The sequence below is a fragment of the Micromonospora sp. NPDC047793 genome, assembly GCF_040642635.1.
Taxonomy (GTDB): domain Bacteria; phylum Actinomycetota; class Actinomycetes; order Mycobacteriales; family Micromonosporaceae; genus Micromonospora.
The window spans coordinates 176,514-199,643 of sequence record NZ_JBEYSG010000006.1 but is presented as its reverse complement, the minus strand read 5'-3'; the positions used below and the strand labels follow the sequence as shown (position 1 = coordinate 199,643).

The following is a 23,130-nucleotide window of genomic DNA, read 5'->3' as shown; positions in this document are numbered from 1 at the left end:
CCGCGATGACCGCCGCCGAGACCGTGGTGGAGCCGGTCGCCCCGGTCGCCCCCGACCGGGTCGTACGCCCGCTCCTGCTGCCACGCCACCTCCTCGTCCTGGCCCGGCCGGGTCACGTCGTCAAGAACCTCCTGGCCGTTCCGCTCGCCCTGGTCGACACCCCGGTCTGGACGGCGTCGTCGCTGTGGCGGTGCCTGTGGGCGATCGTCGCGTTCACGCTCGCCTCGTCGGTGATCTACGTGCTCAACGACATCGTCGACCGCCACCTGGACCGGGCGCACCCCGACAAGCAACACCGCCCGATCGCCGCCGGGCACGTCCCGGTCCCGGTCGCCTGGGCGTACGCGGTGCTGCTCGCGGTCGGACTGGTCGCGGTGACCGTCACGGGGCCGGAGATGACCTGGTGGCCGCTGATCGCCTACCTGGCACTGAGCGCCGCCTACAGCCGGTGGCTCAAGCACCTGCCGCTGCTGGACGTCTGCGTGGTCTCCACCGGCTTCGTGCTGCGCGTCCTCCAGGGGTACGCCGCCACCGAGACGGTCCCCGCCAGCCTGCTGCTGACCGCCGTGTTCAGCGGTTGCCTGGTGCTGATCCTCGGCAAGCGCCGGCACGAACTGTCCGCCCTGGGCACGCCGCACCGGCCTGCGCTGCACGGCTACAACCTGCTGCTCGCCGACCACCTGCTCGGCCTGACCACCTCCCTGGCCGGCACCACCTTCCTGCTCTACCTGCACCTGGACGCCCCGATCGCCGCCTACCCGCCGGCCGTCCTGGCCCTCGTCGTACCCCTCGGGCTGCTGGCCGCGTTCCGCTACCTCCAGGCGGTCCTGGTGCTGCGGACCGGCGGCGACCCGATCCGGATCCTGCTGCGCGACCGGACGATCGTCGGCTGTGCCGTGCTGATCGGCGTCGTGCTGGCCGTGGCACAGATCAACGCCCGCTATCCCCACCTGCTGACCTGGATGGACTGATGAGCCCTCCCCTGGTGTCGGTCATCGTGCCGAACTACAACTACGCCCGCGCGCTGCGGCTCTGCCTCGACTCCCTGCGGGCACAGACGTACCCGCGCCTGGAGATCATCGTGGTGGACGACTGCAGCACCGACGACTCGGTGGCGGTCGCCGAGGCCCACGGCGCGCGGGTCGTGCGGACGCCGAGCAACAGCGGCCCGGCCGCGGCCCGTAACCTCGGCGCGGCGGTCGCGGCGGGTGAGATCCTGTTCTTCGTCGACTCCGACGTGGCGGCCCGCCCGGACGCGGTGGCCAACGCGGTCGACCTGCTCACCACGGACCCGGAGATCGGGGCGGTGTGCGGCAACTACGATCCGGTGCCGCTGATCCGGGACAGCCTGCTGGAGGAGTACCGCTGCCTCCAGCAGTCCTACTGGCTGATCGCCGACGAGGGGCAGATCATGACGCTCTACACCGCGCTGCTGGCCGTGCCGGCCCGGGTGTTCGCCGAGATCGGCCCGTTCAACCCCCGACTGCGCGAGACCGAGAACGCCGACTACGGCATGCGGCTCGCGCAGCGCTACCGGATCCTGCTGTCGCCGAGGGTGCGGGGTGTGCACGACCACGACCACGAACTCGGTGTCCTGATCCGCAAGGTGTTCACCCGCACGGCGCTGCACATCCCGATGTACGCGAGCAAACCCGAGTTCCCCGGCGGACTGCGCAGCGGCCCCCGGGCCTGGGTCAGCATCGCCGCCCCGCTGACCCTGCTCACCCTCGTGCTCCCGGTCCTGCTCGGCCCGGCGGCACTGGTGGTGCCGCTGGCCGCGTTCGCCGCCTTCGTCGCCGGAGACCTGCCGATGTACCGCTTCGTCCGCGCCGAACGCGGCTGGGGGTTCCTGGTCTACTTCGTCGCGATGCACTTCTTCCTGAACCTGGTCATCGCGGTCGCCGCAGCCTGCGGTGTGCTGGCCTGGCTGACCTCACGCCGGTTCCGTCGGCTCTACGACCGCCCGGAGGTCGCCACCCGATGAACGCCCTTCCGCTGGTCTCGGTGATCGTGCCCAACTACAACTACGCCGAGTCCCTGGACCTCTGCCTGCGCTCGGTGCTCGACCAGACCTACCCGAACATCGAGGTGCTGATGGTCGACGACTGCAGCACCGACGAGTCCGTCGCGGTGACCGAGGCACTCGGCGTACGCGTGGTCAGCACCGGCGCGAACGGTGGTTGTGGGACCGCCCGCAACGTCGGTGCCGCGCACACCCGGGGCGAGCTGATCTGCTACGTCGACTCCGACCTGGCGTTGGCGCCCGACGCGGTGGCCCACGCGGTGCGCCTCCTGCGGGACGCGCCGGATGTCGGTGCGGTCTGCGGGATCCAGGACGCCGAGCCGCTGATCCACGACACGCTCGTCTCCCGCTACCGTGGGCTCCAGTACCACTACTGGTCGATCAGTTCGGAGGGCGACGTGTCGTTCCTCTTCCCCGCCGTCTGCGTGATCCGCCGGGCCGTGTACGACGAGATCGGGCCCTTCAACCCGGCCCTGCGGCAGACCGAGGAGGTCGACTACGGCTACCGGCTGACCCGCCGGTACCGGATGCTGCTCACCTCCGAGGTACGCGGCCGACACGACCACGACCACGAGCTGCCCGGACTGCTGCGCAAGCTGTTCCACCGGGGACGGCTGCGGATTCCGCTGTACGCCCGCGCCCGGCGATTCGGCAAGGGCTTCGAGACCGCCTCCCGCGCATGGGGCAGCCTGGCCGCGTTCCTCGCCCTGCCGGCGCTGGTCGTACCGCTGCTGTTCGGGCCGTGGGGTGCGGTGCTGCCGGCGGCCCTGCTGGCCGCGTCGCTGGCCTGCGACGCCGGGATGTACCGCTTCGTCCTGCGGCGGCACGGGCCGTTGTTCCTGCTCGGCTTCGCCGGGCTGCACTTCCTGGTCAACGTGACGATCACGGCCGGGGTGGCGACCGGCGCCGCGCAGTGGCTGCTCTCCCGGCCGTTCCGGCAGCTCTACGACGCCTCGTTTCCGATCGACGGCACCCCCCGGTGGGAATCGGCGTGACCACCGCCGCGCCGGTCGCCGCCGACACCGCGACGCGACCCGGGCGCGCGGTACGGCGGCGCTGGCCGACGGTGCTGTGGCCGGCCGCCGCCGGGCTCTGGCTCGCCTTCACCGTCGCGCACCGGGCACTGAGCGGGCGGTGGTGGCTCTGGCTCGCCGTGGACACCGTGCCGCCGCCGGCCTTCCTGCTGGTGCCCCTGGTGCTGGCGGCCGGCGCGGTGATGAGCCGCCGCCGTCGTCGTGTGGTGGCGGTGCTCGCCGCCCTGGCGTTGCTGCTCGGCGCCGGGCTCGGCGGCGTCAACGTGCGCTGGTGGCAGGGCGGCGACGGCCCCGCCCCGGCCGACGCGGTACGCGTCTTCTCCTGGAACACCGGCTACTGGGACTCCGGCGGCGAGACCGAGACGATGTACCAGGTGCTGCGCGACGCCGACGCCGACGTCTACCTGTTGCAGGAGTACTGGTTCGAGCAGGGCCGGCCGACGCAGGCGACGCTGGACCGGCTGCGCGCCGAGTTCCCCGGCTTCCACGTGGTGGTGGTCGGCGAGCTGGTCACCCTCTCCCGGCTGCCGGTGCTGCGGCAGGCACCGCTGGAGCCGGTCGGCCTGCCGCCCGAGGTCGCGGCGGCCGGCGACGAGTGGCGCTACAAGACGCTGCGGACCGACCTGGACCTGGGTGGCGGGCGGGTGCTCTCGGCGTACAACCTGCACCTGCCGGTGCAGCTCTCCCCGCAGCACGGCCCCTTCGACGCCGCCTTCTACCGCATTCTGCGTGAACAACGGGCCCAGCGGGAGCCGCAGTGGCGGGCGCTGGCCCGCGACGTTCGTGACAACCCGAATCCGGTGCTGCTCGCCGGTGACCTGAACACCACGCCGGCAATGGGCGACCTGCGTAAACTGCCCGACGGCCTGCGCGACGCCGCCCACGCCATGACGACGCCGTACCCGGCCAGCTTCGCGGCCCGACCCGGCTGGCCGCACTGGTGGCGACTCGACTGGGCGCTCGCCTCGCCGCAGGTCCGGGTGCACTCCTACCGCTTCGGCGACGCGCGGGGCGTCTCCGACCACCGCACCCAGGAGCTGGTGGTGTCGCTGGGCGACCGGTGAGCGAGTCGCCGCTCGCCCTCAGGCGTACGCGTCGAACGGGATGCCGGCGGGCTTGGCGACGCCGAGCAGGTACTCGAACGCCCCATCCTTGATCTTGATGCTGGCCGCGCCGAAGTCGGCCGCCATGAGACTGTTCCGCAGGTCCAGGCTGGGCCAGCCGTGCCAGTCCACCACCGGTGGGTAGTGCCAGGTGCCGTAGTGGTTCTCCGGCGGCTCGTCGTTGCCGTTGGCGAGCCGGAAGAAGTGCGTCGACGCGCCGTCCTTGTGATAGACCACCTTCGGATGCGTGCCGTCGAAGCGCACCTGGGAGCGCGGGTAGGTGCGTCGACTGCTGTGCTGAGTGGTGGTCACGTACTCGACCCGGTCGGTGACCTGGTCGACCCAGGAGATCACGTGTTCCCAGTCGTGCCGGTGACCGCCGAGGCCACTGCCGTGCACCGCCTGGTCCTTCTCGAAGTAGCTGGCGTACACGATCGCGCACCAGCCGTTGTTGCACTTCGACCGCGCGTACGTCTGCGACATGTCCAGGTCGGACCGGTCCCGGCAACTGCCGTTGATCGCCCCGGTGGTCCGCAACCCGCCGTTGATCCGGCCGTCCGGGCTGATCGCCGAGACCGCGTAACAGCCGTCGGTGTCGTAGTCGTAGGCGGGGGAGAAGGACGACTCGTAGCCGCCCGCGTGGTGCGGCAGGTTGGGCAGCGAGTTGGCGTACGCGGGCGCGGCTGGCACGAGGACCGCGAGCGCGGCCAGCCCGGCCAGCAGTCGGGACAGGGGGCGACGCCGCCGGACCGGCGGGTGTGCGGGCGGTGTCATCTCTCGCCTCTCCGGACGGCGGCGTCGGGCCGGCGTCTCCATCGACGTGTGGCCATGTATCTCACGTTGCGGTGGCGCGCGTCAACGAAAACGCGAGGAATCCTCGCTGACTTGTGGGTCTCGGGCGGGTCCCTCCACAGCGGCCGGACCGGTTGCCGGGTGCCATGCCGGCGCGGTGAGCGGTGTCGGCCGTGCGTGATCCAGCCGTCCGGCTCCGGTGGGCGCTTGCCTGCTCCGCGGTGGAGCGCATTCCAGACTTGGTGGGGAGATTTGTTGTCGCTCCAGCGACAACAAATCTCCCCACCTCGTACCGGGTCCGGGGTTCGTGCCAGGTCCGAGGTCCCGCGCTAGAGGATCAGGCCCACGTGGCGGCCGGTGCGGCGGCGGACGTGGCCGCGCCAGCCGGCGAGCAGGGCGATCACGGCCCAGCCGAGGGCGCCGAGAACGAGGCTGCCCACCTTGCCGGCGGAGTCGACCCGGTCGGCGTCCCGCAGGGCGATCCGTCCCTCCGGGTCGGTCAGCACGGTGAGCGTGTCGCCGACCCGGTAGCCGGGGGAGCTGCCCTGGTACACGAGCGGTTCGTCGAGCGGGCCGGCCGCGCCGCGCAGGGTGAAGGTGTGCCGCTTGCCGCTGGCCTCGGAGTCGACGATCGTCACCTGCTGGCGGACGCCGCGCTGCTCCAGGGCCAGGTCGGGGGCGAGCTGCACCGAGCCGACGAGGACGAACAGGGCCGGCAGCAGGGAGAGCAGGGCCAGCCAACTCGCCCGGTGCAGGAGATGGACGCCGGTGGCGAAGGCCAGGCAGAGGAGTACGCCGGTCACGATCGGGATCACCCGGGTGCCTGCGGAGGCGTACCCGATGCCGGTGTTCAGCGCGACGGCGGCGACGCCGAGGAACAGCAGCAGCGCGGTGCGGCGGACCGACCGGCCGGCGGTCCAGGAGCCCGCGAACTCGGTGGCGACGGAGGTGGACACGACGGAGATCGTAAGGGCGGCTGTCCAGCCGCCCACCGCGCGAGCGTGCCCGGCGCGACGGCCCGGGGGGCGGAGTCGCGTGGCCGTGAGGGCCGCTGCGCGACCGTCTCCGGCGGCGCGCCGTGGTGAGCTGGGATCCGTCCTATGTGGCCGGTCCGGCTGCCCGGCCTGTCCCGGGATGTCATAGGCTGCCGTCCGGTCGTGAGCCGGTCGAGGAGTAGCATGACGCGTACTGTCCGTGGTCCGTTGCGCCGGCTCGCCGTGCGCTGCGGGGCCGTCGTCGGCGCGCCCTGGTTCAACCTGGCCAGCTTCGCCGTCGTCATCGTCAACGCGGTGGCGTTGGGCCTGGAGACGTACGGCAACGTCGTGGCGACCGTGGGCATCGGGCTGCGCGCCGTCGAGTACGTCTGCATCGCGTTGTTCGTGCTGGAGTTGCTGATGCGGTTCGGTGCGCACGCCACCGCCCCGGCCGGTTTCTTCCGGGACCGGTGGAACGTGTTCGACCTGGTGATCGTGGCCGCGCCGCTGCTGCCCGGGGTGCGGGAGAACGTGACCCTGCTCCGGTTGCTGCGGCTGGCCCGGATCGTGCGGGCGTTCCGGCTCTTCCCGAGTCTGCGGGTGATCCTGGTGGGCATCCGGCGCAGCCTGCCCGGTCTGGCCAGCTTCCTGCTGGTCACCGCGTTGCTGCTGTACGGGTACGCGATGCTCGGCTGGATGCTGTTCGGCGCCGCCTACCCGGAGGAGTACGGCACGGTCGGCCAGGCCATGCTCACGCTGTTCCTGCTGTTGTCGTTGGACGGGATCACCGACACGCTCCAGGCGGGCCGCGACGTCACCGGGTGGGCGGTGCTCTACTACGTCTCCTACATGGTGGCCGCCTGCTACCTGTTGACCAATCTGCTGGTCGGGCTGGTGCTCACCGCGTTGCAGGAGGCGCACCAGGACGAGCAGGTCGCCGCGCAGCGGGCCGGTCGGCCGACGGGCGGGCACGCCGAGGACGAGCCGTCGGTGCGGGAGCAGTTGGCCCGCGTACAGGCGATCATCACGGACCTGGAGCGGCGGCTGCCGGAACCGGTCCCGGTCGGTCCGCCGACCGCCGCGCCGGAGGTCGGGACGCTCGTCCTGCCGCCGGTCCCACGGCGGGCCCGGGAAGCCGACATCGCCGGGACCGCCTCCGCGCCGCCGGGCAGCGTTCGTGACCAGCGGAGGGCCCGGACCAGGAACCGCCGCAAGCGGCGCTGACCGCGCTGCCGTACGCGGCGCCGGCGGTGCCCCCGCGTACGGCCGCCCCGGGACCGCCCGGCGGCCCCAGGGCGGCAAGGCTGCCTGGCGGCGCGGGTCACTCCCAGCGGAACAGCAGGCCCGCCACGGTCGCGCCGAGGAGCACCGTCACGCCGAGGCCGAGCAGTTGCCCGAGCCCGACCGGCGTGCCCTCCCAGGCGGCGCCGAGAGCCTCCACGGAGGCGCCGAACGGCAACAGGCGACCGATGTCGGCGAGCGGGCCCGGCAGCGAGCCCGGTCCGCCGAACATCCCGCCCAGGGCGCCGAGGACGAAGAACATGACCAGGCCGATGGCGACAGCGGAGTTCGGGGTGGGCGCGACCGCCGCGACGATCATGCCGGCGCTGTACATGGCGGCCATCGCCAGTGCCGCCACGCCGAGGGTCGCGCCGACGTCGACCGGCGCGTTCGCGTCGAACACCAGGAAGGCGAGCGCGACGGCGGCGGCGATGCCGACGACCGACTGGAGCACGCTGACGATCACCTGCGCGGCCAGCACCGTCGCCGGTGAGGCGGGCGTGACGCCGAGCCGGCGCAGGATGCCGGAGCGCCGGTAGTAGGCCAGGAAGCTCGGCATGTTGATGATGCCGATGATCGCGATGACCATGGTGAGCACGAGCGGGAGCACGAACAGGTCCAGCGCGGTCAGCCCGCCAGAGACCTCCTGCTCGTTCGCGGAGCCGGCGCTGGTCAGCATGATCAACAGCGGCAGGCAGAGCGGGACGACCAGTCCGGGGGTGTCCCGGATGACCATCTTCGCCTCGCAGCGGATCAACGTCAGCAGCGACCGCATCCCCGGTCGGTGGGCGACGACGGTGGTCATGCGGCGTCCTCCAGGTCGAGTTCCTTGCCGGTGAGCGCGACGAACGCGTCGTCCAGGCTGGCGGCGCCGGTCTGTGCGACCAGCCCGGCGGGAGTGTCGGTGGCGACGACCCGGCCGGCGTCGAGGACGGCGACCCGGTCGCACAGCCGCTCGACCTCCTCCATGGCGTGACTGACCAGCAGCACACTCACCCCCTCGGCGCGGAGCTGCTCGATCGTCGCCCACATGCGGCGGCGGGCCTTCGGATCCAGGCCGGTGGTCAACTCGTCGAGGATCACCACGCGGGGGCGGCCGGCCAGCGCCAGGGCGATCGAGAGCCGCTGCTGCTGGCCGCCGGAGAGCTTCTCGAACGTCGCCTTCCGGTGCGTGGTCAGATCGACCATGTCCAGCAACTCGTCGGCCGGGCGAGGGTCGGGATAGAAGCTGCGGTACAGGTCGACGAGTTCGGACACCCGCAGCGCGCCGTGCAGGTAGGCGTGCTGGAGCTGCACCCCGAGCACCTGCCGTACGCGCCGCCGGTCCGCCCGGGGATCGAGTCCGAGTACGCGTACCCGCCCCCGTTCGGGTACGCGTAGCCCGGCGATCATCTCGACCGCCGTGGTCTTCCCGGCTCCGTTGGTGCCGAGGACGCCGACCGCCTCCCCGACGTCGACCCGGAGACTCACGTCGGCCACGGCCCGGGTCGATCCGTAACTCCTGGCGAGGTTCTCGGCGAGGATCGCCGGTTCGGCATCGGTCATGCCTCGACGCTACGGACACCCCGACCTGGCCACCTGTCCCAGAAGTCACCTCCCGGGGGCATGACTTCCGGCACGGGTGCGCCCGACACGGGCCGCCCTAGAGTGGGGGCGTGCGACGTTTCGGGACGGAGGAGTGGTCCGGCATCGCCATGCTCGTGGTCGCGGTCGGCGTCGCCGCGCCCGTGCTGTTCGGGGCCGTCGACACCGAGATCCCCCGGGTTCTGTGGATCGCGCTGTTCCTCCTCCACCTCGTCGCGCTGCTCACCTCGCTCGCCATCGAGCGGGCCGGTCCGCTGCGTACCGGGGCGTTCGCGGTGGCCGTGCTGGCGTCCTGGGCGGTGGTTCTCGCACTGCCCAACACGGGGCTGCTGCCGGTGCTGCTGGTGCTCACCGCAGCGGTCAGTGTGTACCTGCTGCCCCTGAAGGTGGGGCTGGTCCTCGTCGTCCTCAACACCGTGGTGATCGCCGTGGGCCTGCCGCCGACCGCGCTCCGGTCGGCGGAGGCGGTCGTGGTGGTCGGCTTCTACCTGCTCATCCAGTTGGCCAGCCTGCTCAGTTCGAGCACCCTGCTCCGCGAGCAGCGGATGCGCCGCGAGTTGGCCGAGGCACACGTGGAGTTGCAGGCCGCGAGCGTGCTGCTCTCCGAGTCCGCCCGGACCGCCGAGCGCCTGCGGATCTCGCGGGAGCTGCACGACCAGATCGGTCACCAGTTGACCGTCCTGACGCTGGAACTGGAGACGGCCCGGCACCTCGACGGCGAGGCGTCGCGTACCCACGTGGAACGGGCCGACCGGGTCGCCCGCGAACTGCTCGGCGACGTACGCGCCACGGTCGGCCGGCTGCGGACCGAACCGCCCGACCTGGAGCAGGCGTTGCGGCGGATGGCCCGCGACCTGCCGGGACTCGACGTGTCGGTGGACGTCTCGCCGACCGTGCGGGTCGACGAGGAGGAGAGCGCGGCGTTCGTGCGGGCCACCCAGGAGATCGTCACGAACACCATCCGGCACGCCGGGGCGCGGGAGTTGTGGATCTCGGTGACCGCCGACGCCCGGGGCACCGTGCTGGAGGCCCGCGACGACGGGCACGGCGCACCGGACCTGGTGCTCGGCAACGGGCTGCGGGGGCTACGCGAACGCTTCCAGGCGCTCGGCGGTGACCTCGCCGTCGACGGGCGGACCGGATTCCGGGTGACCGCGCGGGTGCCGGCGGCATGACCCGGGTGGTGGTGGTCGACGACCAGACGCTCATCCGGCAGGGCATCCGGGGGCTGCTGGAGGTAGCCGACATCGACGTGGTCGGCGAGGCCGACGACGGGCGGGCCGCACTGGCGGTCGTCGCCGAGACCACGCCGGACGTGATCCTGCTCGACCTGCGGATGCCCCGCTTCGACGGCATCTGGACGCTCGAACGACTCCGCGCCGCCGAGGTCGAGATCCCGGTGCTGGTGCTGACCACGTTCGACGACGACGAGCTGGTGCTGGCGGCGCTGCGCGCGGGCGCCCGTGGCTACCTGCTCAAGGACGTGACGCTGGACCAGCTCACCCGGGCCATCCGCACGCTCGCCGACGGCGGGACGCTGATCGCCCCGTCGATCACCGACCGGATGCTGCGGGCGATCCGGTCGGGGCCGTCACCGGCCGGGCCGCACGCCGGGCCCGTACCCGGCCTCACCGAACGCGAGCAGGAGGTGCTGCGGCTCGTCGCGCACGGCTACAGCAACCGGGAGATCGCCGAGGTGCTGTTCCTTGCGGAGGGGACCGTCAAGAACCACGTCTCCACCATCCTCACCAAGCTCGGCGCGCGGGACCGGACGAACGCGGTGCTGCGTGCCCTGCACGAGGGCCTCCTCGACTGACGGCTCACCGGGTGGCGGCCACCGTCACCGGTACGGCGACCAGCTTCGTCCGGGACCCGTCGGCGGCGGACACCTCGTACGCCTCGACGGTGCCGGGCTGCTCCCGGGCCGACCGGTAGGCGAGGGTGAGCCGGTAACCGCCCCGGCAGCCGGTGCCGCAGGTGGCGGTGGTGAAGCCGGTGGCGAGGGTGCGACCGGCGGCGTCGAGCAGCCGGACGCTGACCGTCGCCTCGAACACGTCGGCGCTGCCGGAGACGGTGATCGGGCTGCTCACCCGTGCGCCGATGACCGGCTCGGCGACCACCACCGGAGACAGCAGGTCGGCGTACTCGGCCTGGCCGGCCGGTGCGGCGGTGCCGAAGTCGACCCGCCGAACGGTGGCGAACTGGGTGAGCGTGTAGACCACCTGCGCCTCGCACAGCCGTGCGTCGGCCGGATCGGGCACGTCGGGCAGACGTACCGTGGCGACCCCGGCGGCGATCCGGCTCACCTGCGCCCCCTCGGGCAGCAGCGTGACCAGACCGGTGTCGGCCTCCGGACGGGTCGGTCCGGCGGCCAGCTCGGCCAGCGCCAGGCGTGAGGTGGCGGGCGTGGTCGGCCGGGTACGCCGGGTCGGGGCGAGCCGTCCGTCCCGGACGTACCACAGCTCCAGGGTGAGCGTCGCGGCCCGGGTGGTCGGCGTCCCGGCGCGCGATGGTGCGGAGGCGGGGCCGGTGGCGGTCGGCGGCGTGCCGGGGGTCGGCGCGGCGCTGGTGCTCACCGCGCCGGTGGGGGCCGCCGGGTAGCCGGTGGGTGCCGGGCCGAGCGAGCCGGACCGCGACGGCGCGCAGCCCACGGCCAGGAGCAGCAGGACGACGGTCACCCCGGCCACGCGGTGCCGACGCCGGCTCACTCGGCACCGCTGTCGGCCGATTCCCCGGGCACCTCGCCGTGGTCGGGCAGGTCGAGGCGGAAGCGGGTGCCGACGCCCTGGGCGCTCTGCACGGTGAGTCGGCCGCCGAGCAGCCTGGCGTTCTCCCGGGCGATGGCCAGGCCCAACCCGCTGCCGCCGCCGGAACGGGCCGGATCGACCTTGTGGAACCGGTCGAAGAGGCGGGGCAGGTGTGCGGCCGGGATGCCCGGCCCCTGGTCGTCGACGTCGAACAGCACCCGGTCACCGGCGCGGACCACCCGGGCCCGGATCGCGCCACCGCCGTGCTGCACCGCGTTGGCGACCAGGTTGCCCAGCACCCGTTCCAGACGGCGCGGGTCGGTGCGGACCCGGACCGCATCCGCGTCGACCTCGACCCGGTCCCGCCACCCCCGGGCCGCGACGATCGCGCGCAGCAGGTCCGGGGCGTCGACGTCGACGTCGGTGACGACCTCCTGGCCGGCGTCCAGCCGGGAGATCTCCATCAGGTCCTCGACCAGTCGGCGCAGTCGGACCACGTCGTCGACCAGCAGCTCTGCGGCGCGCCGGGCGTCGCCGGGCAGGTGGTCGAGGTGGTCGTGCAGCAGCGAGGCCGCGGCCACCAGGGCCGTCACCGGGGTACGCAGCTCGTGCGCCACGTCGGCGGTGAACCGCCGCTCCCGGTCCCGAGCCTGGTGCAGGTCGGCGATCTTCGCCTCCAGCGCCTCGGCCATCTCGTTGAACGCCACCGCCCAGGCACTGAACTCGTCGCGCCCCCGCACCGGCAGACGGGTGGCCAGCAGCCCCTCGGTGATCGCCCGGGCGGCGCGGCCGGCGCGTCCCACCGGCTCCAGGGTGCGCCGCGCCAACGCGTGGCCGACGGCGGCGGCGAGCAGCATCACCAGCATCCAGCCCACCGTCAGGGCGGTGCGGAGCTGGCCCAGATCGGCGGCGAGACCGGCCTCGCCGGTGACGACGTACAACTCGGCGGTGGAACCGGGGATCCGGCCGCCCACCACCAGCAGCTCGTCACCTCCGGCGGGGCGTTCGTAGCCGAGCTGCCCGGCGGCCACGGTGGCCCGCAGCGGTGCGCCCAGCGGCGGCGCGTACGCCGGGTGTGACGGCCAGGCGTCATCGTCGACCAGGACCACGTGGCGTCCGCTGTTCTCGAAGCTGGTGAGCAGCTCGGTGCGGCGGTGCTCGGTCAGCGGCAGGAACTGACCGGCGAGCACCAGTCGGTAGCGGGCGTCGGCTGCGGCGGCGTGCAGTGAGGCGTCGTAGCGGGCCTGCCGCAGCAGCAGGTACGACCCACCGGCGAGCACCCCGGCGGAGACCCCGGCGACCAGGACGAAAGCGATGGTCAACCGGCGTCTCAGCCGGCCCGGGCGCACGGTGTCGGTGCCCATCGCGGTCGCCCGGTCAGCCGGCCGTGAACTTGTAGCCGGCGCCGCGTACGGTCCGGATCAACCGAGGGTGGGCCGGATCGGGTTCGATCTTGGCGCGGAGTCGTTGCACGGCCACGTCGACCAGGCGACTGTCGCCGAGGAAGCGGTGGTCCCAGACCCGGTCCAGCAGCAACTCGCGGGTGAAGACCTGCCCGGGGCGGCGGGCCAGCTCCAACAGCAGGCGGAACTCGGTGATGGTCAACGGCAGGTCGACGCCGTCCCGGCGGACCGCGAACGCCCCCGGGTCGATCTCCAGACCGCCCACCCGCAGCGGCCCCGGATCCGGCGGGGCGACCGTGCGCCGCAGCACCGACCGCACCCGGGCCACCAGCTCCGGCAGGTCGAAGGGCTTGCGCAGGTAGTCGTCGGCGCCACACTCCAGGCCGACCACCACGTCGATGGTGTCCGTGCGCGCGGTCAACATGAGGATCGGCACCGCGCTGGACCGCCGGACCTCGCGACACATCTCGAGGCCGTCCAGCCCCGGCAGCATGACGTCCAGCACGATCAGGTCCACCGGTCCGGCCCGCCAGACAGCCAGGCCCTGCCGTCCGTCGACGGCGGTCTCCACCCGGAACCCGGCGCGGCGCAGTCCGAGGGCGGCGACCTCCCGGATGGAGGCGTCGTCCTCGACCACCAGCACGTGGCCGTCCATGATGCACCCAGCGTAATCCCGCTCCGCCGTTGGTGTAAGGAGGGGTCCCCTGCTATCGCCTGGTGCATAGCAGGGGACCCCTCCTTACATGCGGCCCGGCACGGAGGGTCACTCCTGCCACTGGTGGGCGACGTCGAGCACGATGCGGGTGTGCGTACCCGGGCCGGGCAGGACGGTGACGCGGAACGGCAGCCGGGCGCGGACGCCGACCGCGAACGTGGTGTAGCCCTCGAAGCTGCCGCCGAAGACCACGTCGCGCAGCGTCGGGTAGCGCAAAACGGTGGCGACGTGGTCGCCGACCCGGTACGGCACCGTGGCGAGGTGCGCCTCGTCGTACGCGGGGGCCCGCAGCGAGACCCGCAGCAGCGCGCCACCCGCCGTGTACGGCGACAGCGCCAGTCCCTCGCCCTCGGTGTACGTCTCGCCGTACCCGATCGAGTAGCCGCTGACCGTGCCGTCGAACTCGAACACCACCCGGTCGTGGCACTCGTGCCGGCCGGTGCGTACCTCGACGAGCGGGGCGCTGCTCGACGCGCCGGCGGTCCGGTCCCCGCTGCCCCAGGTGATCCCGCAGTACGGCGTACCGGTCGCCGCCGTGCCGGGTGTGCCGGTCGCGGTCGTGGCCAGCAGCGTGGTGACCGCCACGACCAGTGCGGTCAGGGTCCTTCTGGTCCTCATCGTCGTCTCCCATCCGTCCGCCCGGCGCCGGACGGGGCGCGGGCGTGACCTCGTGCGTCCACGGTCGTCACGGTCTGCCACCGCGCTTTCACTGTTACGCAACACCCGGGTAACAGCTCCCGGGCGGTATGACGCTTTCGCGATGACATCGGACGGGAGGCGGCCATTAATATTCACGCACATCGATCGCGGCGTATCGGCGCGCCGCGCAGTCCGCAGGGGAGTACCTGATGATCCGACGACAACTGCTGCGCGCGGCCACCGCCGCGCTCGCGGCGGTGCTGGCGGCGACCGGCGTGCAGGTGGTCACCGCCACCGGCGCCGCCGCGGCCCGGACCGTGTACTACGACGCCAGCCGGGCCGGCGAGTTCCGGACCAACTTCGACCAGGCCGCCCAGATCTGGAACAGCCGGGTCAGCAACGTCCGGCTGGTCCCGGGTACGCCGGCCAACGTCACCATCCTGGTCGACACCGGCTGGCCCCGGGCGCAGGTCACCGGGCTGGGCTCCGGCCGGATCTGGATGGGGTGGCAGGCCGTCGACCAGGGCTACCACCGCACCCGCATCGCCACCCACGAGTTCGGCCACATCCTCGGGCTGCCCGACCGGCGTACCGGGCTCTGTTCGGACCTGATGTCCGGCAGCAGCGCCCCGGTCTCCTGCACCAACGCCAACCCCAGTGCCGCCGAGGCCAGCCGGGTCAACCAGCTCTTCGCGGGCAGCCGCAGCACGGCCGACGTGGCCCAGTCGTACACCTGGACCGAGGACGGGGAGTTCGGCACCTTCGTGGTCGGCGGTCGGCCGGCCACCGAGAACTACCCGTGGCTGGTCTACACCTCCGGATGCACCGGCACGCTGATCAAGGCGAACTGGGTGGTCACCGCCAAGCACTGCCCGACCCCCTCGTCGGTGCGGGTGGGCAGCGTCAACCGCAGCAGCGGCGGCGTCGTGGCCGGCGTGAGCCGGGCCGTCAACCACCCCACCATCGACGTGAAGCTGTTCCAGCTCTCCAGCTCGGTCAGCTACGCGCCGGCGGTGATCCCGTCCACCTCCGGCGCGGTCGGCACCGCCACCCGCATCATCGGCTGGGGCCAGACCTGCGCGCCGCGTGGCTGCGGTTCCGCGCCGGTCACGGCGAACGAACTGGACACCTCGATCGTGGCCGACAGCCGGTGCAGCGGCATCAACGGCCCGTACGAGATCTGCACCAACAACACCAACGGCAACGCCGGGGCCTGCTACGGCGACTCGGGTGGCCCGCAGGTGCGCCGGGTCAACGGCGTGTGGCAGGTGATCGGCGCGACCAGTCGGGCCGGCAACAACAGTTCCACCTGCGCCACCGCGCCCTCGATCTACGGTGACCTCCCCTCCATCCGTTCCTGGATCAACACGCAGGTCGGCGGCCTGCCCGTCTGACGAGTCCCGCGATCATGGAGTTGTGGTGCCCGGACGGCCGCGAGGTGCGGCGCACGCGGTACCACAACTCCATGATCGCGTCGGGGGGCCGGGGTGCAGGTGGGGGAGCGGGGGCGTGGGATAGTGCCTGGTTGTGGAGCGGTATGGGGTGTTGATCCTGCCTTCGAGTAACCGGGTGTACTCGGGGGCGGCGGTGGAGCTGACGCGGGCCGAGCTGGAGATCTTCGGCAGCAGCGTGCTCGGTGGACGGATCGGGGCGGTGGAGACGGTCGCCGTGGGCGGCGTCCCGTACGTCACGTTCGAGGTCGACGGCGGACTGAGTGAACGGGACGCCGCGCTGCTGGCCAACCTGTCCAGCGCGTACGCGCTGTTCGGGTTCGTCGGTGACCTGCTGCGGCCGGTGCCGTTGACGCCTCTGGACCGCTTCGACGACGACCTGATCACCATCCAGAAGTACCCGGGAAAGACCAACGAGCAGTTCACCAAGCTGCTGCTCAACGTCACCCTGCTCGCCTCGGCCTGGGCCGACGACCTGCTCACCCGACGGTTCCGGGTGCTCGACCCGCTCTGCGGCCGGGGCACCACCGTCAACCAGGCGATGATGTACGGCTTCGACGCCGCCGGCCTGGACCGCGACAGCAAGGACTTCGAGGCGTACCAGACGTTCCTCAGCACCTGGCTCAAGCGCAAGCGGGTCAAGCACCGGGTGCTGGAGTCCGGGGCGGTCCGTCGGGAACGCAAGGTGGTCGGCAAACGGCTGCGGGTCGAGGTGGCCGCCTCGAAGGAGGCGCAGAAGGCGGGCGACGTGCAGACCGTGGACGTGGTCAGCGCCGACACCACCCGGGTCGGGGAGTTCTTCCGCCCGGAGACCGTCGACGTGGTGGTGGCCGACGCCCCGTACGGGGTGCAGCACGGCAGCCGTACCGCCGAGACCGGTCTGGCCCGCGACCCGCTGGCGCTGCTCACCGCCGCCGTGCCGGGATGGGCGCGGTTGTTGCGCCCCGGCGGTGCCCTCGGCATCTCCTGGAACACCAACGTGGCCCGGCGGGAGGCCGCCGCCGAGCGGCTGACCGCCGCCGGTCTCGACGTGCTCGACGAGGGCCCCTGGCAGGCCCTGTCCCACCGGGTCGACCAGGCGATCGTCCGCGACGTGCTGGTCGCCCGCAAACCCGGCTGATCCGTGGTCCCGCACCGGCCGTCAGCGGTCGGTGCGGGACCACGGGCAGGTCAGCGGCCCTGTGCCTGGGAGCGGGAGTTGCCCGGCCCGAAGGTGGTCAGGAACCGGTCGCGGAAGGTGTCCATCCGCCAGACCGGGGCGTCGGCGTCCGGGGTCAGACCCTCCTGCCACTTCCAGTCCTCGATCTGCGCGAACACCGCCGGGTCCTTGGCCACGATGTGGATCGGTACGTCGGGGCTGGGGTTCTCCCCGGTCACCACCGGCGCCGGCTGGTGGTCGCCGACGATGACCATCACCGTGTCGTCGTTGCCGTACCGCTCCAGGTAGGAGACGAGGGTACGCAGCGTGTAGTTGATCGAGTGCCGGTAACCGGTGCGGGCCTGCGCGGCCGGGGTGCCGATGATGCCGCGCTGGAACACCTCGCCGTCGTCGATGTCGTCCCAGTCCACCACCGACGGCACCTTGGTCCAGGGGGAGTGGCTGGAGACCAGCGCCAACTCGGCCATCACCGGGCGGTCCCGGGGGGCGGCCAGCTCCCGCTGGTGGAACTGGTGGATGGCGAACTGGTCGGGCATCGGCGCGAAGGCGAACTTCGGCCCCTGGTAGCCGAGGTCGGGCCCGCCGTAGAACTTCTCGTACCCGTAGAACGCCCCCTCCGGCCAGGCCTGGTTGACCGCCGGCATCACGCCGACCGTGCGCCACTGCGCGCGCTGGAACGCGTCACCCAGGGTGAACCGGTCGGTGGCGAGCAGGTTGCGGTGCCGCTGGTTGTTGTCGATCCAGAGCCCGGAGAGCAGGGTGGCGTGCGCCAACCAGCTCGCCCCACCGATGGTCGGCGAGGTGAGGAAGCCGCTGCGGGACGTGAATCCGGCCGCCGACAGGCGCCCGGCGCCCTCGTCGAGGACCCGCTGGATCGAGGCGAAGTCCGGATCGGCGACCGCGTCCCGGCCGTAGCTCTCCACGAAGGTGATCAGCACGTCCTTGCCGCGTAGCCCGGTCAGCAACTGGTCGCCGGGCAGGTCGCGGAACGGGTCCACGTTGATCTCCTCGGTGAACGCGGCCCGGTCGTGCAGCCGCGCGTACACCTCGACGGCGTGCTCCTGGACCAGGGTGGTCGCGTTGGAGTCGGCCACGTACACGCCCGGCACGATCCGTGCCCCGAAGGCTGCGAGCACCACCCAGACCACCACCAGCGACACGACGGCCCGGGTACTGCCGGTGCGGTGGCGGGCCAGCACCCCCGCCAGCCGGACCGAGGAGAGCGCGGTGAGCACGGGGATGCCCAGCAGCAGCAGTCCGACCCCGGTGGCGATCGCGATGGCACCCGGCCGGCCGACCGACTCGGCCACGAACGCGAACGCCGGGCCGAGCAGGGACCAGTCCAGCACCAGGTCGAAGGGGCGCCCCAGCGACGAGTAGAAGCCGATGTCACCGACCTTCACCATGGCGACGAGCCCGAGCAGTACGCCGGAGACGGCGGCCACCACCCGGCGGGGGCGGCCGGGCAGCGCCAGCAGCAGCGCGGCCAGCAGCAGCGCCTCCAGCGGGATCCGCAGGAACGTGCCCGGTTCCAACTGCCACGGCCGGTTGGGCAGCGTCAACGTGGCCAGCACCAGGACGGCGGCCAGCACGGTCACCACCCGGGCCAGCACCGCCCGCCGCCGGCTGGGCGCCGCCGCCGGCTCGTCGGTCGTCTCCGCCTCGGCGGCGGTCTCCGGTGCGGGCGGGGACGCGGGCTCGTGGTCCGGTCGCTCGGTCTCGGTGGTGCGGGCGTGGTCGGTGCCCGGCGTGGGGGCCGGGTCGGAGTTCGACAACTGCTTCTCCCGGGTCAGCGCAGCGACAGGACAGGCGCGGGTGGCATGTCGCGGTCCTCGATCCGATCGATCCGGCGAGCGACGACCGGCGCCGGCAGGACCACCACCGCGGGTACGATCCGAGGCGCGCGTTGCCGCCACAGCCACCCGACGTCCCGCCCGAACGACTCGACCAGCATGCCGAGCGCCGCCACCAGTACGAGAGTGGTCAACGGCCCGGGCAGCACCTGGGACGCGGCGACCGCGAGCATGATCCCTTGGACCGCGGCGACCACCTTACGCCAGTACCGGGGCGGCAGTTGCCGGTCCATCCACGGCAGTGCCCAGCTCGCGGCCAGGAAGGCGTACCGCATCAGGCCGATGGCGAGCACCCACCCGCCGACGGACGGGGCGATGTAGAAGCTCAGCATCAGCACCAGGAACGAGTCGACCTCCATGTCGAACCGGGCACCGAGGGCGCTGACCGTGCCGGTGCGGCGGGCCACCTTGCCGTCGACGGCGTCCAGGGCCAGCGCCACCACGGTCATCGTGACCAGCACCACCACCGGCGCCGGGCGGCCGGCGATCAGCGCGTCGGCGATCAGCGCGGTGACCCCGCCGACCAGCAGCCCCCGCCCCATGGTCACCCAGTCGGCGGGTCCGAGCCGGTCCGAGCCGGATCGGCGCAGGGCGCGGACGAGAACCGCGCAGGTCACTGTGCCGTACGCGAGCCCGGCCACCCAGCCGGCGACCCCGATACCGACGGTCGCGGCGAGCCCCGCCAGCAGGACGATCTGAACGATCAGCCCGATTTGCGGACCGGTTCGAACTGTGGACACCGTGCCTCCGTGTTTATGATCGACGACCCTGTCAGAGATGTACGGAAAACATCACGGATCGGTTCGGTCCGGACCCAGGCAAAGGAGAACTCGGTGACCCGAACGGCTCGCGCCTTCTGGCTCAGCGTGCCAGGCCGTGGTGAGATCCGCTCGGTGACCCTCCCGACGCCCGGCCCGGAAGAGGTGCTGGTCCGGGCACTTTTCTCGGGCGTCAGCCGGGGCACCGAGACGCTCGTCTTCACCGGCGCGGTCCCCGAGAGCCAGTACGACACCATGCGCGCCCCGTTCCAGGAGGGCGACTTCCCCGCCCCGGTCAAGTACGGCTATCTGAGCGTCGGCACGGTCGAGCAGGGGCCGGAGCGGCTGCGCGGGCGGACGGTGTTCTGTCTGCACCCGCACCAGAGCGCGTACGTGGTGCCCGCCGACGCGGTCACGGTCGTACCGGAGGACGTGCCGGCTGCCCGCGCGGTGCTGGCCGGCACGGTGGAGACCGCGGTCAACGCGCTCTGGGACGCGCCGCCGCTGGTCGGCGACCGGGTCACCGTGATCGGCGGTGGCATGGTGGGCTGCGCGGTGACCGCCCTGCTGGCCCGTTTCCCCGGGGTACGGGTGGAACTCGTCGACACCGACCCGACCCGGGCCGGGATCGCCGCCGCGCTCGGTGTGGACTTCGCCACGCCGGAGACCGCCACCGGGGGACGCGACCTCGTCGTGCACGCCAGCGCCACCGCCGCCGGACTGCAACGCGGCCTGGACCTGCTCGCGCCCGAGGGGACCGTGCTGGAACTGAGTTGGTACGGCGACCGCCAGGTGCAGCTCTCGCTCGGTGGCGCGTTCCACTCGGGGCGGTTGACCGTCCGCAGCAGCCAGGTCGGCACGGTCGCCCCCGCCCGGGGCGGCAGTCGCAGCTACGCCGACCGGATGGCTCTCGCGCTCGACCTGCTCGCCGATCCGGCGTTCGACGCGTTGATCACCGGGCGGTCGCCCTTCGCGGAGCTGCCCGACGTCCTGCACCGACTGAGCGAGGGCAGCCTGCCCGCGCTCTGCCATCTCATCACCTACGACGGGGAGTAGACCGTGTTCAGCGTGACCGTCCGTGACCACATCATGATCGCCCACAGTTTCCGGGGCGACGTCTTCGGGCCCGCCCAGCGGCTGCACGGCGCGACGTTCGTGGTCGACGCCACCTTCCGCCGTCCCGACCTCGACGCCGACGGCATCGTGGTCGACATCGGACTCGCCACCGACCAGCTCAAGGCCGTGCTCGGCGAGCTGAACTACCGCAACCTCGACGACGAGCCCGCCTTCGCCGGCACGAACACCACCACCGAGGTACTGGCCAGGACCATCGCCGACCGGCTCGCCGACGCGGTGGCCGCCGGTGCGCTCGGAGCGGGCGCGCACGGGTTGACCGGGATCACCGTGACCCTGCACGAGTCGCACGTGGCCTGGGCCGCCTACGAGCGGTCACTGCCCGGCGGGTCCGGCGGGGGCGCCGCCTGACGTGGTCGTACCGCATACGCCCGCGTCGGGCGAGGATCACGTGCCGGTTCCGCACGTGATCCTGCCCGGTGACTCGCACGTGCCGGTTCTGCACGTGATCCTGCCCGGTGACATCGACGACCCGGCCGCACCCAGCGGAGGCAACGGCTACGACCGGCGTGTCTGCGCCGGTCTGGCCGCCGCCGGCTGGCCGGTGCGCGAGTACGCCGTGCCCGGGGGCTGGCCGCAGCCGTCCCCGGCCGAGCAGGCCGCGCTGGCCGAGGTGCTGGCCGGGCTCCCCGACGGTGCCCCGGTGCTGATCGACGGCCTCGTCGCCTCGGTGGTCCCGGACGTGCTCGTGGCACACGCCCGACGGCTGCGCCTGGTCCCGCTGGTGCACCTGCCCCGCGACGACGACGCCGAGGCCCGCGCGCTGGCGGCGGCCACCACGGTCGTCGCCACCAGCGCCTGGACGCGCGACCGGCTGCTGCACCGGTACGCGTTGCCCGCCGACCGGGTGCACGTGGCCGCGCCCGGGGTCGACCCGGCTCCGCCCGTACCCGGTTCGCCGGAAGGCGCGGCACTGCTCTGCGTCGCGGCCGTCGCCGCACACAAGGGCCATGATGTGCTGGTCGAGGCGCTCGCCGCGGTCGCGGACCGGAACTGGACGCTGACCTGCGCGGGCCCGCTGCACCGGGACCCACCCTTCGTCGACCGGCTGCGGGCCCGGCTCGCCGAGCACCGGCTCGCCGACCGGGTACGACTGGCCGGCCCGCTCACCGGTGACCGGCTCGCCGCCGCGTACGCCGCCGCCGACCTGCTGGTGCACCCGTCCCGGGGCGAGACGTACGGGATGGTGGTCACCGAGGCGCTGGCCCGAGGCATGCCGGTGCTGGCCTCGGCCGTCGGCGGGCTGCCCGACGCCCTCGGTCACGCCCCCGACGGCGTACGGCCGGGGCTGCTGGTGCCGCCGGAGGACCCGCAGGCGCTGGCCGGGGCGCTGCGGCACTGGCTGGACGACGCGGCCCTGCGGGCACGCCTGCGCGAGGCCGCCCTGCGGCGTCGGGACACGCTCGACGACTGGACGGCCACCACCACCCGGATCACCACCGCCCTCAAGGAGGCATTGGCGTCATGAACGAGCGTCAGCGAGTGAATCATCGGTGCAGGGTGGTGGTGCCTCATGGCGGCACGCAGCGGAGCGGAGTGCCGGCATGAGTAAGCGTCAGCGAGTGAATCATCGGTGCAGGGTGGTGGTGCCTCATGGCGGCACGCAGCGGAGCGGAGTGCCGGCATGAGCTTCTCGCTTCCGCCGGGCTTCGCGCAGTGGCTCTCGCTGCGCGAACCCGCCGACGTGGCGGCCCGGTCGACGGAGCTGGTCGACGCGGTCCGGGCCACCCTGACCGACGGCCCGTACCTGGTGCGCGACTTCGGCGCCGGCACCGGCTCGCTGGGCCGCTGGCTGGCCCCGCTGCTGCCGGGCCCCCAGCACTGGGTGCTGCACGACCAGGACCCCGACCTGCTGGCCCGGGCCTGCGCCGACATGCCCACCACCGCCGCCGACGGCAGCGCGGTCACGGTACGCGCCGAGGCGGGGGACCTGACCCGGCTGACCGACGGTGACCTGGCCGGTACCGCCCTGGTCACCGCGTCGGCGCTGCTCGACATGCTGACCGCCGAGGAGATCGACCGCATCGTGGCGGCCTGTGTCGGTGCCGGCACCCGGACGCTGTTCCTGATCTCGGTGACCGGCGGGGTGCGGTTGACCCCGTCCGACCCGCTGGACGACGAGGTGGCGGCGGCCTTCAACGCCCACCAGCGGCGGGCCGTGGCGGGCCGGCACCTGCTCGGCCCGGACGCGGTGCAGGCGTGCACCGCCGCCTTCGCCCGGCACGGGGTGCCGGTGCGGGTGCAGCCCAGCCCGTGGCGGCTCGGGCCGGACGAGGCCGACCTGGCCGGGGAGTGGTTCGCCGGCTGGCTGGACGCGGCCCGCGACCACCGGCCCGAGCTGACCGACCGCACCGAGGAGTACGCGCGTCGTCGGCGCGAGGAGGCTAGAACCGGTCGTCTCGGGGTACAGGTCGATCACGTCGACCTGCTCGCGCTGTGCCATTGAACCGGTGGCCGGCCGACTACGTGCGTACAGTCAG

The 23,130-nt window shown here is 72.8% G+C and carries 22 protein-coding genes and 1 pseudogene; 13 read left to right on the top strand and 10 right to left on the bottom strand.

The genetic code is table 11. From position 1 onward, the window contains the following. Positions 1-5 precede the first annotated feature (5 nt). The 4 genes from ABZ738_RS15385 to ABZ738_RS15370 are packed head-to-tail and all read left to right on the top strand — an operon-like array spanning position 6 to position 4,121. On the top strand, positions 6-971 hold the full coding sequence (locus ABZ738_RS15385) for a UbiA prenyltransferase family protein (protein ID WP_357213661.1): 966 nt from the start codon (positions 6-8) through the stop codon (positions 969-971). Further along, on the top strand, positions 971-1,984 hold the full coding sequence (locus tag ABZ738_RS15380) for a glycosyltransferase family 2 protein (protein WP_131055502.1): 1,014 nt from the start codon (positions 971-973) through the stop codon (positions 1,982-1,984). Before ABZ738_RS15385 ends, ABZ738_RS15380 begins: the two co-directional genes overlap by 1 nt. Continuing rightward, positions 1,981-3,018 carry a glycosyltransferase family A protein gene (locus ABZ738_RS15375; protein WP_131055504.1) on the top strand — a complete coding sequence of 346 codons (1,038 nt, stop codon included), beginning with the start codon at positions 1,981-1,983 and terminating at the stop codon, positions 3,016-3,018. The genes ABZ738_RS15380 and ABZ738_RS15375 overlap by 4 nt, the downstream gene beginning before the upstream one ends. Then, complete coding sequence (locus ABZ738_RS15370) at positions 3,015-4,121, top strand: endonuclease/exonuclease/phosphatase family protein (RefSeq protein ID WP_357213657.1); 1,107 nt, start codon at positions 3,015-3,017, stop codon at positions 4,119-4,121. The genes ABZ738_RS15375 and ABZ738_RS15370 overlap by 4 nt, the downstream gene beginning before the upstream one ends. A gap of 18 nt (positions 4,122-4,139) precedes the next feature. Here the strand turns inward: ABZ738_RS15370 and ABZ738_RS15365 are convergent, their stop codons facing one another. Together ABZ738_RS15365 and ABZ738_RS15360 are read right to left on the bottom strand one after the other, a co-directional pair. Continuing rightward, complete coding sequence (locus ABZ738_RS15365; RefSeq protein ID WP_357213655.1) at positions 4,140-4,934, bottom strand: NPP1 family protein; 795 nt, start codon at positions 4,932-4,934, stop codon at positions 4,140-4,142. Positions 4,935-5,281: 347 nt separating this feature from the next. Further along, positions 5,282-5,908, bottom strand: a complete 627-nt coding sequence (locus ABZ738_RS15360; RefSeq protein WP_357213652.1) for a hypothetical protein — start codon at positions 5,906-5,908, stop codon at positions 5,282-5,284. 222 nt (positions 5,909-6,130) lie between these two features. On the opposite strand from ABZ738_RS15360, the gene ABZ738_RS15355 reads away from it, so the two are divergent. Continuing rightward, complete coding sequence (locus tag ABZ738_RS15355) at positions 6,131-7,150, top strand: ion transporter (protein ID WP_357213649.1); 1,020 nt, start codon at positions 6,131-6,133, stop codon at positions 7,148-7,150. A 97-nt stretch (positions 7,151-7,247) separates the two neighbouring features. Here the strand turns inward: ABZ738_RS15355 and ABZ738_RS15350 are convergent, their stop codons facing one another. Both ABZ738_RS15350 and ABZ738_RS15345 read right to left on the bottom strand, forming a co-directional pair. Next, positions 7,248-8,012 carry an ABC transporter permease gene (locus ABZ738_RS15350; protein WP_131054741.1) on the bottom strand — a complete coding sequence of 255 codons (765 nt, stop codon included), beginning with the start codon at positions 8,010-8,012 and terminating at the stop codon, positions 7,248-7,250. Further along, entirely contained in the window at positions 8,009-8,752 is a 744-nt protein-coding gene (locus tag ABZ738_RS15345) for an ABC transporter ATP-binding protein (protein WP_131054742.1), read from the bottom strand. Before ABZ738_RS15345 ends, ABZ738_RS15350 begins: the two co-directional genes overlap by 4 nt. A 110-nt stretch (positions 8,753-8,862) precedes the next feature. On the opposite strand from ABZ738_RS15345, the gene ABZ738_RS15340 reads away from it, so the two are divergent. Further along, positions 8,863-9,966, top strand: coding sequence for a histidine kinase (locus tag ABZ738_RS15340; protein WP_357213645.1), 1,104 nt, complete (start codon positions 8,863-8,865; stop codon positions 9,964-9,966). Beyond that, on the top strand, positions 9,963-10,607 hold the full coding sequence (locus ABZ738_RS15335; protein WP_131054743.1) for a response regulator transcription factor: 645 nt from the start codon (positions 9,963-9,965) through the stop codon (positions 10,605-10,607). The genes ABZ738_RS15340 and ABZ738_RS15335 overlap by 4 nt, the downstream gene beginning before the upstream one ends. A 4-nt stretch (positions 10,608-10,611) precedes the next feature. Here the strand turns inward: ABZ738_RS15335 and ABZ738_RS15330 are convergent, their stop codons facing one another. The 4 genes from ABZ738_RS15330 to ABZ738_RS15315 form a co-directional block, all read right to left on the bottom strand. Further along, a complete protein-coding gene (locus ABZ738_RS15330; protein WP_357213641.1) occupies positions 10,612-11,499 on the bottom strand; it encodes a Gmad2 immunoglobulin-like domain-containing protein in 888 nt (295 codons plus the stop codon). After that, positions 11,496-12,902 carry an ATP-binding protein gene (locus ABZ738_RS15325; RefSeq protein WP_357213638.1) on the bottom strand — a complete coding sequence of 469 codons (1,407 nt, stop codon included), beginning with the start codon at positions 12,900-12,902 and terminating at the stop codon, positions 11,496-11,498. The genes ABZ738_RS15330 and ABZ738_RS15325 overlap by 4 nt, the downstream gene beginning before the upstream one ends. A 13-nt stretch (positions 12,903-12,915) precedes the next feature. Next, entirely contained in the window at positions 12,916-13,596 is a 681-nt protein-coding gene (locus tag ABZ738_RS15320; protein WP_357213635.1) for a response regulator transcription factor, read from the bottom strand. A 108-nt stretch (positions 13,597-13,704) separates the two neighbouring features. Then, positions 13,705-14,274: a hypothetical protein gene (locus tag ABZ738_RS15315; RefSeq protein WP_131055046.1), complete on the bottom strand. Its 570-nt coding sequence runs from the start codon at positions 14,272-14,274 to the stop codon at positions 13,705-13,707. 230 nt (positions 14,275-14,504) lie between these two features. On the opposite strand from ABZ738_RS15315, the gene ABZ738_RS15310 reads away from it, so the two are divergent. Both ABZ738_RS15310 and ABZ738_RS15305 read left to right on the top strand, forming a co-directional pair. Beyond that, the gene (locus ABZ738_RS15310) at positions 14,505-15,689 is read left to right on the top strand and encodes a snapalysin family zinc-dependent metalloprotease (RefSeq protein WP_176094084.1); all 1,185 of its coding nucleotides are present in this window, start codon (positions 14,505-14,507) and stop codon (positions 15,687-15,689) included. A gap of 148 nt (positions 15,690-15,837) precedes the next feature. Beyond that, a complete protein-coding gene (locus tag ABZ738_RS15305) occupies positions 15,838-16,866 on the top strand; it encodes an SAM-dependent methyltransferase (RefSeq protein ID WP_236145905.1) in 1,029 nt (342 codons plus the stop codon). A 50-nt stretch (positions 16,867-16,916) separates the two neighbouring features. Here the strand turns inward: ABZ738_RS15305 and ABZ738_RS15300 are convergent. Continuing rightward, positions 16,917-18,494: pseudogene (locus ABZ738_RS15300) on the bottom strand (sulfatase-like hydrolase/transferase); the annotation flags it as partial. A gap of 200 nt (positions 18,495-18,694) precedes the next feature. Beyond that, positions 18,695-19,498: a CDP-alcohol phosphatidyltransferase family protein gene (locus tag ABZ738_RS15295; protein ID WP_131057547.1), complete on the bottom strand. Its 804-nt coding sequence runs from the start codon at positions 19,496-19,498 to the stop codon at positions 18,695-18,697. 93 nt (positions 19,499-19,591) lie between these two features. On the opposite strand from ABZ738_RS15295, the gene ABZ738_RS15290 reads away from it, so the two are divergent. The 4 genes from ABZ738_RS15290 to ABZ738_RS15275 all read left to right on the top strand — a co-directional run bounded on the left by ABZ738_RS15290 (position 19,592) and on the right by ABZ738_RS15275 (position 23,096). After that, positions 19,592-20,572, top strand: a complete 981-nt coding sequence (locus tag ABZ738_RS15290) for a zinc-binding alcohol dehydrogenase (protein ID WP_357213630.1) — start codon at positions 19,592-19,594, stop codon at positions 20,570-20,572. Between the two features lie 3 nt (positions 20,573-20,575). Continuing rightward, positions 20,576-21,001, top strand: coding sequence for a 6-carboxytetrahydropterin synthase (locus tag ABZ738_RS15285; RefSeq protein WP_131057553.1), 426 nt, complete (start codon positions 20,576-20,578; stop codon positions 20,999-21,001). 79 nt (positions 21,002-21,080) lie between these two features. Then, positions 21,081-22,118 (top strand): glycosyltransferase family 4 protein, encoded by a 1,038-nt coding sequence (locus ABZ738_RS15280; RefSeq protein WP_357213882.1) that lies wholly within the window; start codon positions 21,081-21,083, stop codon positions 22,116-22,118. Positions 22,119-22,274: 156 nt separating this feature from the next. After that, complete coding sequence (locus ABZ738_RS15275) at positions 22,275-23,096, top strand: class I SAM-dependent methyltransferase (protein ID WP_131052900.1); 822 nt, start codon at positions 22,275-22,277, stop codon at positions 23,094-23,096. The last annotated feature ends 34 nt before the right edge of the window (positions 23,097-23,130 follow it).